Consider the following 12,872-nt stretch of genomic DNA (forward strand, 5'->3'; position numbering starts at 1 on the left):
CTAGCCCGCCTCCTCATCGTCAAAAATCTCCTCGATCTTCAACTCGAAGAGGCGGCCGATCTTGAAGGCGAGCGGCAGGGACGGGTCGTAGCGGCCCTTTTCCAGGGCGTTGATGGTCTGGCGTGAGACGTCGAGCTTTTCCGCCAGGGCCTGCTGGCTCCAGCCGCGCTCGCCGCGCAATTCCTTGAGCCGGTTATTCATCGCATGCGCCATTCCTGCCAGAGCGAGGCGGCGCTGTGGACGACCGCGGCGAAAGGCAGCATCAGGGCCGTATTGAGCGGTTCCATCTGGCCGTAGATCTCGGCCACGCCGGTGACCGCACCGAAGAAGAGGACCGCAAGCGCCGCAATGGCTGCCGCCCGGACCTGCATCTGGGCCACCATCTCGTCGAGATGGCGCACATAGCGAACCGTTTCATAGCCCCACAGGGCAAGCGGCAGGCAGGTCAACCCAACCAGCGGCCATGTCGCCCCCGCCGACCAATTATTGATCGACGGGTCGAGGATTTTGTCGATACCGACCACCAGGCCAGTAAAGATCAAAATGAGCACAGCGGCCCGCCAATGGTAACGTCGGCTGGCGGGGTTGAGCTGGGTCCAGGTCATTCACGTGTCTCTTTGCCGAATCCCTTGGTGATCAACACCATAATCCGCGCTGCCGCGAGAACGGCAATAATGAAACTGGCCAGGACCAGACCTTTCAGCTCAAAGCTGAGCCCAGCGACGAAGTCCCGCAGCGGGCCGAGCCAGGCAATCTCGCCGGACACGAAGGCCCAGATGCCGAGGAAGACGACCGCGAACACGGCCAGGGATTTCAGGGTCGGGATATCATCATACTTTTCCATATCAGGCCTCCTTGATGGCTTTCTTGCGCCCGAACAGGCGGGCAAACAGGGCTTTGCGATTGGCGAAGACGGACCAGCCGCCGATAATGGCCAGCACCCAGATCAGGCCTTCGGTGGCCAGCGCGGCGATGGTCACGGCGATGGTCTTGGTGGCGATATCATCGGTGGACTGGAAGGTCGCCACGACACCGACCCAGGCGCCGATACAGACCAGAACGGCTAGGCTGAGCACGAGTTTTCGGACTTGTTTGCCCATCAGTTGATCTCCTCTTCGATGAGATGGTCGATTCAGTGCGGGTGTCGCTACGCGCATTGCTGGCCACGCGGTCGATCGGGCACCGGGCATCGGGCATCGGCCGCAGCACACACTCTGAACCGGCTCACGCCACCCCTATGTAAAACTCACTTTCCATTATGTGGAAAGCTCGCTTTCCGTCAAGGCCCCTTTACACTTTACTGCGAAGGGTCAATTTTGAGTTTTTATTCATGTACTTAAATTTTCGGGCCGGGCTGAACCGCTACAAGACCAGGCATGAGCAGATAACATCGCCTCATGCACGAACGCATCATGTTGCACACGAGGCTTGCTTTGCCCGGCGCGCGAAACCCGCCGTCGGTGGCTTGAGCAGAGATGTCGCACTGCAACCGCGCTTTGACGCCGGGCGTGCGCTCCTTAGGCTGTGCTCCGCAAGAGAGGGGCACGCCGACCATGAACACCACGCCGACGTACGAGCTGAAGCTTAATCCGGATCTCGATCCGGCTCAGTTTGCCGCAATCTACAAGCGGGACGGGATCGTGCAGATCCCCAATATTCTCGCTGAAGATACGGCCAAGGGGCTGCTCGACGTGCTCGTCAACGGCACCCCCTGGCGTCTGGCCTTCCCCAAGCCGTCGGCGACGCCCGGCGGCCGTGACGAAATCGTCTATCTCAACCGGGACGAGATCGACAAAATGGGCATGGAAGCGGCCAAGGCGGAGATCGACGGGGTCCTGCTGCGGGCGCGCCAGAACTATGGCTACATGTACAATGTCTATCCGATGGTCGAGGCCTATACGAATGGCTGGGACCAAGGCCACCCGCTCCACACGGTCACGGAATTCCTCAATTCGCGCGGCTTCCTGGAGTTTGGCCGGACCGTTATCGGTGCGGATCGCATCACCAAGGCCGACGCCTCGGCAACCCAGTTCGCGCCCGGCCATTTCCTGACCCGCCATATCGATGAAGGCTATGACCGAGAGCGCCGCGCCGCCTACACGCTTGGCATGACGCCGGGCTGGCAGACTGATTGGGGCGGCCTGCTGATGTTCCTCGACGACAACCAGGATATCGAGCGCGCCTACATGCCGCGCTTCAACGTTCTGACCCTGTTTGACGGGACGCGCATCCACTCGGTCAGCCAGGTGGCCGGCTTTGCCGGTGGCGGGCGGGTGTCGATTACCGGCTGGCTGCGGGACGATCCGCCGGTGACGAACCACTAGGCTCGCCAAGAGCTGGAATAGACGGGGCGGACCCCGGCGGGCCCGCCCATTTTACGGCATGAGCCGCTGTTATTCAGCCGGCTTGGACTACTTGTTCGGCTGCTTGGTGACGCGCAGATAGGGCTTGATGCGCTCATAGCCGGCCGGGAAGAGCTTGTCGGCCTCGGCATCGGAAATGGACGGCACGACGATGACGTCATCGCCATCGACCCAGTTCACCGGCGTTGCCACCTTGTATTCATCGGTCAGCTGCAGGCTGTCGATCAGCCGCAGGACTTCGTTGAAGTTCCGGCCGGCGCTGGGCGGATAAGTGAAGGTGGCGCGGATCTTCTTGTTGTTGTCGATGATGTAGACGGAGCGCACGGTCAGCTTCGGATCAGCGTTCGGATGGATCATCTGATAGAGATCAGAGACCACACGGTCCGGGTCGGCGATGATCGGGAAGTTCATCTGGACATTCTGGGTTTCCTCGATGTCCTTGATCCAGCCCTTGTGGTCCTCGACGCTGTCGACGGAAAGGGCGATGGCCTTGGCATTACGCTTGGCGAACTCGTCTTTCAGCTTGGCGGTGAAGCCCAGCTCGGTCGTGCACACCGGGGTGTAATCGGCCGGGTGGGAGAAGAAGACGACCCAATTATCGCCGATCCAGTTGTGAAAATTGATCGGACCTTCATTGGTTTCGATGTCGAAGTCCGGTGCGATATCGCCTAGCAAGAGACCCATGGTGCGCTCCTTGAAGTTTTACAGCGGGGAAAAACAGCGTAGACCTAGGTGAGCCTCCTGCAGCGCGTTTGCAAGGGGCGAAGCGGTATAGCGACCCAATTGACTGGGGTAATGACGGCCTCTGGCCCGGCGAGGATCATGGATCGACTTCTCATATTGATGCGTCATGCCAAGGCCGTGGACCGACTCGAAGCCGAGGACGACTTTCAGCGCGGCCTGACAGCACGTGGCCGTTCCGACAGTGAAGATGCCGGTCGGCTGTTTGCCGAACAGGGCCTGGAAGTTGATCTGGCCCTGGTTTCACCGGCCTGGCGTACGCGCCAAACCTTCGACCTGATCGCGCCGGCACTCGGCGCACCCGCGATCGAGGATCCAATGGCGCTCTACCATGCCAGCGACACCATGATCGAACGTGCCGTCAAAACCGCTTTCGAGCAGGTCAGCCGGATAGCCGTTGTCGGTCACAACCCGGGTATCGGCGCGCTGGCCCATGCCCTCGCCGCCAAGGCCGGTGCCGCAGGCCAGCTTCCTGGCGGTTACCCCACCGCTGCCGCTGCAGCCTTCTCGCTCAGCGGCGAGGGGCTGGATGAGCCCAGGCTGGTCGCGCTCTTCAATCCCAAAGATTGAGCGCCATTCCATCTTTTCCTCTGCAACGCTAAGCTCCCGTTCTCGAACCGGGGGGATCGTTCATGCGTGGATTATTGTCTACCGCCATTCTGGCACTGGGTCTGGGTCTCACCGGCTGCGCGTCCTTGCCCATAACCGGTGATGGCGGTGCATCGTCAGCACCTCCTCCCCCTCCTCCTCCTCCTCCTCCTCCGCCGCCGCCGCCGCCGCCCGAGCCGGACCTTCCGGTGGAAGCGGCGCAACCGCCGGATGATGACGTGGTCGACTGGGATGAGATCTTGTCCGACACGACCGGTGCTGCGGGCGATAGCGGCCTCGGCATGACCGGTTCCGGCCAGGGCGGTGGGGGCAGTGGCATTAGCCCCACTTTCGGCTCGATCGGGTCCATTGGAAGTGGCGGCAGGGGCTCTGCTGCCGGCTTCGACGGGACGCAATATCTCTCCGATGATTGTTACTCCCGGGCCTCTGGCGATACCGCTTCCGGTGAAGGCTACACCTGCATAACCCTGCTCTACGGGACCAATCGCGCTCCGCTCAGTGACTTCGGAGCAAGGCTCGACGAGCAGGAGGCCTACAGCGTACGGCCAGACCCGAAATGCGAGCCCGGCCTGGTTGAAGCGGGAGAGCGCTACTGCCATCTCGGCCTGATGACCATCACCGTACCGGACAGCCGGCAGCGCGGCGACCGGATCAATGCGGTGCCGCGGGATGCCCGCGAGGTCAGCGACCGACAGCGACGCCGTCTCTTCTCGGTCTGGGATTATGAAGAGCTCAACGCCGACGCCTTTTCCGATCTCGCCACGCAAATGCTCGATGACGCTGTTGGCGAGATGAATGGCGAGTATGACAACCAGGCCATCATCTTCATTCACGGCTTCAATGTTCGCTTCCGCGATGCCGCCTTCCGCGCCGCGCAGATGAAGTATGACCTCGATTTTCCGGGGCCGGTCCTGTTCTACTCGTGGCCGGCCAATGGCTCGGTCATGCACTATCTCTCGGACATGGACGATGCCGATCTCAGCGTTGACGGTCTGGTAGACTTCCTGCGTCTCGCCCGCCGCTCCTTGCCCGATGCCGAATTGAATATCGTGGCCCATTCCATGGGTACACGGGTCTTCGCCCAGGCGCTGAACCGGCTTGCGATGGTCGATCCCGAGTTCGAGATGAACCATGTTTTCTTCGCGTCCGGCGACCTCGACCGCAATCTCTTCGTCGAGTGGGTTCAACCCGCAGCGCCGATGATGAACAGTCTGACTCTGTACACCTCAGGGTCTGACGTCGCGGTCGCGAGCTCCCAGCTATTGCGCAATCTGTTTCCGGCCCGCGGCGAAGACCTCGACCGCAAATCGCGCATCGGCTTCTACCCGGAGAATGCGCACCCGCCGGTATTCGGCTTCGGCGTGGGCCCGGGTGGCCTGCAGCCGCAGACCATCGACATGACGCGCAGCCATTTCTCCTTCCTCGGCTTCGCGACCCGGTACCTTCTGCGCCGCGCCCGCCTCGGGCATTCCGACTATATGGAGCGCACACCAATCATCGAGGACATGAGCTGTATCCTTCGCTTCGGCGCCAGCGCTCCGGATACGCGGCATTCCGGCATGTCACCGACCACCGACACGGAGGAGGCGGTGTACTGGCACTTCACCGACCGCGGCGAGCCCTCGCCACAATGCCCACCAACCCGGGAAAATGATTCGCCTTAAGGTTGCAATTATTCTAAACTCGCCCGATGAAGGCGAGAACTCATAGAGCGAGCGGCGCGTCGCAACCATGCGCCAGTGCAAGCATACCGGCTTACGGCCACAATATGTCGGCCCGCTCTTTGCGCGACCGCTTGTGGACGCGGGAGGCCGCCAACGGACTTAGTCGCAAGCAGCCGCAGGCCAGCGCCCGGCTCGGGCTCAACCCGGGACAGGTCTGGGCGCTTCTGGTCCTGGGCCTGGGCCTTGTCGTCTTGCTTATGTCCAACAATGTGCCCGCCTGGGGTTTCGGGCTCGGGCTTGGCTTTGCCAGCATCATCGCGCTGCGCCTCTACGCCTGCTGCCTGAACGCCGGGCCGCAGCAGTTCCCGAAACGGGCCGGACACACCCTGCCGCGCGCCACCATCCTGGTCGCCGCTTATCGCGAAGCCGGTGTGATCGGGGGGCTGATCGAGGCCTTGAAACGCATCGACTATCCACGCGATCAGCTGGAGATCAAAATCCTGCTCGAGGCCGACGATACGGAAACCTGGCTTGCAGCCCTCGCCGCCGGGCTCGATCCTCGCTTTGAGCTGGTTCGCGTCCCGGCCGGCGCTCCGCAAACCAAGCCCAGGGCGCTCAATTTCGGGCTTCGGCGCAGTCGTGGCGAGATCATCACCATACTCGACGCTGAAGACCACCCGCATCCCGGACAATTGCGCGAAGCGGCGGAATATTTCGCCGCCGCGGATCCGAGCCTGGCCTGCCTGCAGGCCCCGCTCAACTGGTATAATCACAGCTCCTGCTGGCTCGCCCGGCAGTTCGCGCTGGAATATGCCGCGCACTTCCTGGTCCTGCTCCCGGCCTATATCCGCCTCGGCTGGCCGATCCCGCTAGGCGGCACGAGCAACTACTTTCGCCGGGACGCTCTGCGCAAGGTCGGTGCCTGGGACGCGTTCAATGTCACCGAGGACGCCGATCTCGGCTTCCGCCTCTACCGGGGCGGTTATCGGTTCGGGCTGATAACATGCCCCACGCTTGAAGAAGCGCCGGAACGGTGTTGGCCCTGGATCAAGCAACGCACCCGGTGGCTCAAGGGTTACGCCCAGACCCTGGCTGTTCAAACACGCATGTCCGGCACGCACATCCGGTCCGTTCCCTGGCTCGCCCTGGCTCTGACCTTGGGAGCGGCGGTCGCCTCGGCGCTTTTGCACCTGCCCCTCGCCCTCTTCACCCTTGGCCGCATCGCCAGCGCGGGCACGCCAGATCTTGCAGAGATCGCCATACTCGGATTTCTGATCGCCAGTTATGGCGCCGCAATCGCCTGTGCTGGCCTAGGAATGCGGCGGGCCGGCCTGCCGTTTCGGCTCATCGACCTCCTCAGCATGCCGCTTTACTGGCCCCTGCAAACGATAGCAGCCCTTCGCGCAGTGTGGGAATTGATCGTACGGCCGTTTTACTGGGATAAGACGGAGCACGGCCAAACGGACGCAAAAGCATGCATCTCGACCTCACGCCCACCCTGATCCTGCTCGCTCTGGGCATTGGCCTGTTTGTCCTGGCCCGCTGGAAATCAGCGCAACCGGCCCGCCCCGAACTCGGCCCGCGCATGATCCCCTGGACATTGGTGGCCGTGTTGTCCGGCACTCTGGCCATGTTGATGCTGATCAATCTGGCTGTTCTGGGCGGGCTTGATTTCAGCGAAGGCCGCCCCCGGCTCTGAGGCAGGCTGCCCCCAGGCCCAGCAGAAAACCGGCGCAAGTCTTGGTTTTCGTTTGGAAGCCCAAGGCAACATGGTTACCGTTCACACGAGGGACCTCGTGATTCATCGCAATGCCCGGAAGGGGGGAATTTCCATGTCTATTCGCCAACATCTTCAAACCGGATTGGCCGCTCTGGCCCTGACGGCCGCGCTGGGCGGCACAGCCCTGGCGCAGAATTACTCACTGCCGCCAGCCTTCGGCTCGATCCAGCTACGCTCTGGTTTCATCCCGGATCCGCATTATCGCAACCTGACCGCAGGCGGCTCGCTGCGCGCCCAGGACCGGTTCTCCAACTGCCGCGGCTATATCGCCAATGCGCCGGACTATTCGCTCTATTACACGGCTGGCTCCCAGGACCTGTTCATCAATGTCGATAGCGAGCGCGACACGACGCTGGTCATCAATGGCCCAGACGGCCGCTGGTATTGCGATGATGACGGCGCCGATCATGCCCTGAATCCGCTGCTCTATTGGGGCGCCCCGCAATCGGGCCGATACGATATCTGGGTCGGAACCTACAGCCAGGGCGCCGGCGTGCCAGCGACCCTGTTCATTTCAGAACTCGGCGAGCACACGGTGGAGAGCGCCGGCGTCGTCCGCCGCAATTATACCCAGGTGGATATTTCCCGCCCGGCCGTGTTCGGCAATGTCACGCTGAATGGCGGTTTCCTGCCGGATCCGCATCGCGTGCCGCTGACCGCAGGCGGGCCGCTGCAAGCGAGCTCGATCAGCTCCAGCTGCCGCGGCTATGTCACCAGCGCGCCGAGCATTCAGCTGACCTATAACGGCTATGGCAGCATGCACATCTATACCGAAGGCAATAGCGACACGACTCTGGCTGTGAACGGCCCCGATGGTCGCTGGTATTGCAATGATGATGGCGGCAGCGGCGTCAATGCCGGCCTCAGCCTCAGCGGGAACGGCGTCTATGACGTCTATGTCGGCACCTATGGGTCGAGCCGGGCGGCGACGACATTGATGTTCTCGGAAATCCAGCTGGGCTATAATCCAAGCCCGAAATAACGCGGTTCAGCCCATGGCTTCGACGCCCGGCTCAGGATAGCCGGGTGTCGAGCCAGCTGACCGCACTTTGGCGGTCGTCAAAAATCTCGACATCCTGGCCCCAATCGACTGCAGCGGACCGAATGGCTTTCTCGCGGAGCGCCCGAAATCCGGGCGGACCGACATAGGCGATCGGAAACCCTTCCGGCAGGGCTGCAAGGCCGTCGACCCAAAGCTCCTCCGCCAACTCCTGGCTGTCGTAAAGCCCAGCTTGGCTGGCATCGATTATGACGCCCCGCAAAACACCGCGTTCGATCATTTCCCGGCCGGCCACCACAGCAGCCGCGAGGTCAGTGCGGCCGACCTGATCATCCCATATCGCGAGGAATGCGCCTTTTTCGTCGAGCTGGTTGAACTGGATTGCATGCATCGAATGGCTCGATCCGGCTATTTTTCAGGCGTTGTTGCCGCCCATCTTCGGGACGACGGTCGAATACCAGCCCCTTATCCTTTCTACGGGCGCCGCAGTAAATACGGCGCGCACACGGCGCACCTCACAATGCGGTGGCACAGGATCAAGTGGAGCGGGTGAAGGGAATCGAACCCTCGTCTTAAGCTTGGGAAGCTCCTGCTCTACCATTGAGCTACACCCGCATCCCGGCGGCTCGCGAAGCGCGCCTGTGCCCGACGATAGGCGGGGCCTGTAGCTCCTGTCCATACAGATGAGTCAGTGGTCATCGCTGCACGCAGACAACACACGGCCGCGCTGACTATGAGGTAAAGAATTTCGACAGTTTCAGGCCCTGGGCCTGGTAGTTGGACGCGACGGCACCATAGGCTTTAGAGGGGGCTTCCAGCATCGGCTCATAGACGAGCCGTGCAATCGGCTGACCATGCTCGAGAATGAAGGGCACGTCCCGGCCGCGCACTTCCAGCACCGCACGAGACCCCGACCCGCCGGTTTCGGAGACGCCGAAACCCGGATCGAAGAAGCCGGCATAATGCGCCCGGAACTCGCCAATCTCGGTAGCAATCGGCGCCATCTCGGCCGCTTCGCCCAAACCGATGGACACCGCCTCCTGCGAGGCAAGAATATAGAACTCGCCCGGGTCGAGGACGAGCTGCCCGTCCGGCGCCTGCAGTGGCTCCCAATACCGGTCGCGCTTGTGCTCGCCAATGCGCGCCAGGTCGACCAGCCCGGCATGACGGCGGGCCCGGTAACCGACAATACCGCCTTCAAAACCCTGCAGGTCGACACTGACCGTGACGTCACGCACCGGCTGATGGGTGCCCATGCGGAACCGGATCTGGCTGAGCCTGTCACCTTCACGGGCGAGTATGGAAAAGGTCCGCGGCGACACTTCGGCGTAGAGCGGACCGGAATAACCCTCCGGAGCCTGGTCGAATGCCACGCCCTGGTCGGTGATGACTCGGGTGAAGACATCGATCCGGCCGGTCGAGCTTTTCGGGTTCATCGCCGCGCTGATACCGGCGGGCAAGTTGAGACTTTCCTGCAGCGGAACGAGGTAAACACAACCCGTTTCCAGCACCGCACCGGAACTGAGGTCGACCGTATGCATGACCAGGTCATCATCGAGCCGGGAGATCACGCTGCGTGTCGCGCCAGGCAGGAAGCTGGCCCGCAACCGGAAGGCCTTGCTGCCCAGGCGCAAATCGATACTGGCCGGCTGGATCTGGCCCTCTGCCGGCGGTCGCTCAGCACTGACAGTGCCGTTGCGAAACAGGCCTTCGAGCTCGTGGTCGGGTAGAATTCCGTGTGCGGTCATGAAACGGCTTAAACTTGAGGGATTGGCCTCCCACATCTCTCCTATCGGGACGGCTATGTCCAGCAAAGCTGTCGGCAGGGCTTGAGCCGCGCAGGGATGAAAGAGAATATGTCGGGGTCCGGGCACCCAAGCCGGGGCGAGGGGTGAGGCTCAGGCCATGTATGAACACGACACAGACGGCGTCATGGTGCGCGTCGAGCCGGACTATCTGGAGGATGAATCCTCTCCGGATGAGAGCCGGTTCGTCTGGTCCTATACGATTGAGATCGAAAACCACACCGATCAACCGGTACAGCTGGTGTCCCGCAAATGGGCCATCACCGACATGATGGGCCGGACCGAACATGTCCAGGGCCGCGGTGTAGTCGGCGAACAGCCCGTCATCCATCCCGGAGAGCGTTTTCGTTACACCTCCGGCGCCCCGTTGCGGACCCCGTCCGGTTTCATGCAGGGCAGTTTTGAAATGCGCCGCCAAAGCGGCGAAGTCTTTGCCGCCCGCATCCCCGGCTTCTCACTCGACCGGCCTGATGACCGTGCCAGCCTGCACTAGATCCACACATAAACGAGGCGGAATATGCCCGTGACCGGCTCGCTGCGTCCGGTTTTCTTTGCCATCGGCATGATGGTGGCCGTCCTGGCTCTCGCCATGCTGATCCCGGCCACGATTGATACGGCCGCCGGTGAGCGTGAAAGCGCCAGCGCCTTCTTCCTGTCGGCCATTGTCTGCTTCTTCTTCGGTGGTGCGGTGGCGCTGGCCACACGCAGCCAGGCGACGTCGCTATCGCCGCGCGCGGCCTTTATCCTCACCGTAGGCTCCTGGCTGGCCCTGGCTGCCGCCGCCTCCATTCCCTTACGCCTGGCAGAACAGGGCATGGGCTGGACTGATGCGATTTTTGAAAGCGTTTCGGGCCTGACGACCACCGGCTCAACCGTGCTGACCGGTCTGGACGAGCGGCCGCCCGGCTTCTTGATGTGGCGGGCCATCCTGCAATGGATTGGCGGTATCGGCATAATCGTGACGGCCATGGCTTTCTGGCCCATGCTGGGTATTGGCGGCATGCAGCTTTTCCGCATGGAGAGCTCGGATGCCTCTGACAAGGTCCTGCCGCGGGCCACGGAAATCGCAGCCGCTATCTCGCTGATCTACCTGGCCCTGACCACGGCCTGCGCCATCGCCTACGGGCTGACTGGAATGGGCTGGATCGACAGCATCGCTCACGCCATGACCACGATCGCAACGGGCGGGTATTCCACCTCCGACAACAGTCTCGGCGCCTTCCAAGCCAATGGCGCCGACATCGTCGCCATGGTCTTCATGCTGCTGGCAGCCCTGCCCTTCGGCATGTTCCTCCTCGCCCTGCGCGGCAAGCCGGGCGCGGTCTGGGGCGATGCCCAGGTGCGCGGCTTTATCGGCGTGGTCCTGGTCGCCTGTGTGGCGCTGACCGTGCTGCTGGCGATGAGGGACCCGCATCAGGAGGTGGCCGCCTGGCGTCTGGCCAGTTTCAACGTGATCTCGATCATTACCGGTACCGGCTATGCGACCACGGATTATACCAGCTGGGGTCCGCCCGCCACGGCAGCCTTCTTCCTGTTCATGTTCATCGGCGGCTGTGCCGGCTCGACGACCTGCTCGGTGAAGATCTTCCGCTATCAGATCGCCGGCATTGCCTTGCGCCGCTACATGGAAAACCTGCTGCGCCCGAACGCCATCATCCCGCTGCGCTATAATGGCCGCGCCGTTCCGGACAGCGCGCTGCACTCGGTTTTCGGCTTCTTCTTCGTCTTCTTTGCCGTCTATGTGATCAGTGCGGCGCTGTTGTCGTCCATCGGCCTCGACACCACCACCGCCCTTTCCGGTGCGGCCACCAGCCTGGCCAATGTCGGCCCCGGTCTGGGCGACACGATCGGTCCGGCCGGCACGTTCGAAGCCCTGCCCGAACGCGCCAAATGGGTGCTGACAGCGAATATGCTGATTGGCCGGCTGGAAGTTCTCGCTGTGCTCGTCTTCCTCAGCCCGCGCTTCTGGCGAGGCTAGGACTTAGCAGCCTCGATATCGGCCGGTCTGAAGTCCCAGTTCTTGTTGCAGTATTCGCACGTCATCACGATCTTGCCATCGACCAGCATATGGTCCTGATCGTCCTGGGAAAAGCGGGCGATGATGCTGGCGAGGCGCTCGCGGTCGCAGGAACAGCGACGCGGCAAATCGACCGGTTCGAACAGGCGCACGCCGTCCTCGTTGAAGAGGCGATAGAGCAGTCCGCCGGCAGACAACTCCGGATCCAGCAGCTCGGCATCCTCGACCGTGTTGAACAGAGCGAGGCAATGCTCCCAGTCGGCGGCCGGGTCACCACGGGTTTCATCGCCCGCGAAGGACTGCAGCATGGCGCCGCCGCCGCGCCAGTGGCGTTCGCCGTCACCATCCCAGTGTTCACCTACAGCGACACGGATACGGGTGGGCAATTGTTCCGACTGGGCGAAGTAGGTTTCGGCACTGTCGACCAAGCTGTCACCCTCGAGCGGCACGACGCCCTGATAGGGTTCCATATTGGGCCCGTGGTCGATGGTCAGGCCCATGACGCCCTCGCCGATCAGCGTCTTGACCCAGCCCTCATCGTCCCGTCGTTGCGCGATGGCCTGGGCGACGGCGTCTGCATCAACCTTCGCATACCCGCGCACGCCTTCGCCGGCGGTGTATTCGGCAACGACAAACGCAACCGGGCCTTGGCCCTGGGCCTGGACGATCAGACGCCCATTGAATTTCAGCGCATTGCCGATGAGACCGGCGACCAGCACCGCCTCACCCAGCATGCGGGCGACGGGCTCAGGATAGTCATGGGCCCCGAGGATGAGGTCCAGGGTCTCACCGAGCCGCGTAATGCGGCCGCGCACGGCCCGGTCCTCGACCTGGAAGCCGGCAACAATATTGTCGTGCTCCCCGAGGGGATCGCGCGCGGTCTCGCTCATTGT

At 62.5% G+C, this 12,872-nt stretch carries 16 protein-coding genes and 1 tRNA gene; 8 read left to right on the forward strand and 9 right to left on the reverse strand.

Annotated features, from left to right (window positions below):
* Genes Q1V51_RS07770 through Q1V51_RS07785 form a run of 4 tightly spaced genes read right to left on the reverse strand, consistent with a single transcriptional unit; the run spans window position 1 to window position 1,100 of the window.
* Window positions 1-201 carry a helix-turn-helix transcriptional regulator gene (locus Q1V51_RS07770; RefSeq protein WP_300527330.1) on the reverse strand — a complete coding sequence of 67 codons (201 nt, stop codon included), beginning with the start codon at window positions 199-201 and terminating at the stop codon, window positions 1-3.
* Window positions 198-605, reverse strand: a complete 408-nt coding sequence (locus tag Q1V51_RS07775) for a hypothetical protein (RefSeq protein WP_300554978.1) — start codon at window positions 603-605, stop codon at window positions 198-200. Before Q1V51_RS07775 ends, Q1V51_RS07770 begins: the two co-directional genes overlap by 4 nt.
* Entirely contained in the window at window positions 602-844 is a 243-nt protein-coding gene (locus tag Q1V51_RS07780) for a hypothetical protein (protein ID WP_300554981.1), read from the reverse strand. The genes Q1V51_RS07775 and Q1V51_RS07780 overlap by 4 nt, the downstream gene beginning before the upstream one ends.
* Before the next feature lies 1 nt (window position 845).
* Window positions 846-1,100, reverse strand: a complete 255-nt coding sequence (locus Q1V51_RS07785) for a hypothetical protein (RefSeq protein WP_300554983.1) — start codon at window positions 1,098-1,100, stop codon at window positions 846-848.
* A gap of 453 nt (window positions 1,101-1,553) precedes the next feature.
* On the opposite strand from Q1V51_RS07785, the gene Q1V51_RS07790 reads away from it, so the two are divergent.
* Window positions 1,554-2,324, forward strand: coding sequence for a 2OG-Fe(II) oxygenase family protein (locus Q1V51_RS07790; RefSeq protein WP_300554985.1), 771 nt, complete (start codon window positions 1,554-1,556; stop codon window positions 2,322-2,324).
* A gap of 87 nt (window positions 2,325-2,411) precedes the next feature.
* On the opposite strand, the gene Q1V51_RS07795 is transcribed toward Q1V51_RS07790, so the two are convergent.
* The gene (locus tag Q1V51_RS07795) at window positions 2,412-3,047 is read right to left on the reverse strand and encodes a peroxiredoxin (protein WP_300554987.1); all 636 of its coding nucleotides are present in this window, start codon (window positions 3,045-3,047) and stop codon (window positions 2,412-2,414) included.
* Window positions 3,048-3,185: 138 nt separating this feature from the next.
* Between Q1V51_RS07795 and Q1V51_RS07800 the strand changes: the two genes are divergently transcribed.
* From Q1V51_RS07800 to Q1V51_RS07820, 5 genes are all read left to right on the forward strand, one after another.
* Window positions 3,186-3,674, forward strand: a complete 489-nt coding sequence (locus tag Q1V51_RS07800) for a histidine phosphatase family protein (RefSeq protein ID WP_300554989.1) — start codon at window positions 3,186-3,188, stop codon at window positions 3,672-3,674.
* 227 nt (window positions 3,675-3,901) lie between these two features.
* The gene (locus tag Q1V51_RS07805) at window positions 3,902-5,377 is read left to right on the forward strand and encodes an alpha/beta hydrolase (RefSeq protein ID WP_300554991.1); all 1,476 of its coding nucleotides are present in this window, start codon (window positions 3,902-3,904) and stop codon (window positions 5,375-5,377) included.
* A 104-nt stretch (window positions 5,378-5,481) separates the two neighbouring features.
* The gene (locus tag Q1V51_RS07810) at window positions 5,482-6,879 is read left to right on the forward strand and encodes a glycosyltransferase family 2 protein (protein WP_300554993.1); all 1,398 of its coding nucleotides are present in this window, start codon (window positions 5,482-5,484) and stop codon (window positions 6,877-6,879) included.
* Entirely contained in the window at window positions 6,852-7,076 is a 225-nt protein-coding gene (locus Q1V51_RS07815) for a hypothetical protein (RefSeq protein WP_300554995.1), read from the forward strand. Before Q1V51_RS07810 ends, Q1V51_RS07815 begins: the two co-directional genes overlap by 28 nt.
* Before the next feature lie 133 nt (window positions 7,077-7,209).
* The gene (locus Q1V51_RS07820; protein ID WP_300554998.1) at window positions 7,210-8,139 is read left to right on the forward strand and encodes a hypothetical protein; all 930 of its coding nucleotides are present in this window, start codon (window positions 7,210-7,212) and stop codon (window positions 8,137-8,139) included.
* A 31-nt stretch (window positions 8,140-8,170) separates the two neighbouring features.
* On the opposite strand, the gene Q1V51_RS07825 is transcribed toward Q1V51_RS07820, so the two are convergent.
* From Q1V51_RS07825 to Q1V51_RS07835, 3 genes are all read right to left on the reverse strand, one after another.
* Window positions 8,171-8,548 (reverse strand): hypothetical protein, encoded by a 378-nt coding sequence (locus Q1V51_RS07825; RefSeq protein WP_300555001.1) that lies wholly within the window; start codon window positions 8,546-8,548, stop codon window positions 8,171-8,173.
* Window positions 8,549-8,698: 150 nt separating this feature from the next.
* Window positions 8,699-8,772 (reverse strand) — tRNA-Gly (locus tag Q1V51_RS07830).
* A gap of 116 nt (window positions 8,773-8,888) precedes the next feature.
* Window positions 8,889-9,905, reverse strand: a complete 1,017-nt coding sequence (locus tag Q1V51_RS07835) for a 2'-deoxycytidine 5'-triphosphate deaminase (RefSeq protein WP_300555004.1) — start codon at window positions 9,903-9,905, stop codon at window positions 8,889-8,891.
* A 157-nt stretch (window positions 9,906-10,062) separates the two neighbouring features.
* Here Q1V51_RS07835 and apaG point away from each other — a divergent pair, with 157 nt between their 5' ends.
* Window positions 10,063-10,455: a Co2+/Mg2+ efflux protein ApaG gene (gene apaG / locus Q1V51_RS07840; protein ID WP_300555007.1), complete on the forward strand. Its 393-nt coding sequence runs from the start codon at window positions 10,063-10,065 to the stop codon at window positions 10,453-10,455.
* 24 nt (window positions 10,456-10,479) lie between these two features.
* Window positions 10,480-11,940, forward strand: a complete 1,461-nt coding sequence (locus Q1V51_RS07845; RefSeq protein WP_300555010.1) for a TrkH family potassium uptake protein — start codon at window positions 10,480-10,482, stop codon at window positions 11,938-11,940.
* Here the strand turns inward: Q1V51_RS07845 and Q1V51_RS07850 are convergent.
* Window positions 11,937-12,869 carry an Hsp33 family molecular chaperone gene (locus tag Q1V51_RS07850; protein WP_300555013.1) on the reverse strand — a complete coding sequence of 311 codons (933 nt, stop codon included), beginning with the start codon at window positions 12,867-12,869 and terminating at the stop codon, window positions 11,937-11,939. The genes Q1V51_RS07845 and Q1V51_RS07850 overlap by 4 nt on opposite strands.
* Window positions 12,870-12,872 lie beyond the last annotated feature (3 nt).

Origin of the sequence: Maricaulis sp., assembly GCF_030149235.1 — a bacterium.
Lineage (GTDB): Bacteria > Pseudomonadota > Alphaproteobacteria > Caulobacterales > Maricaulaceae > Maricaulis.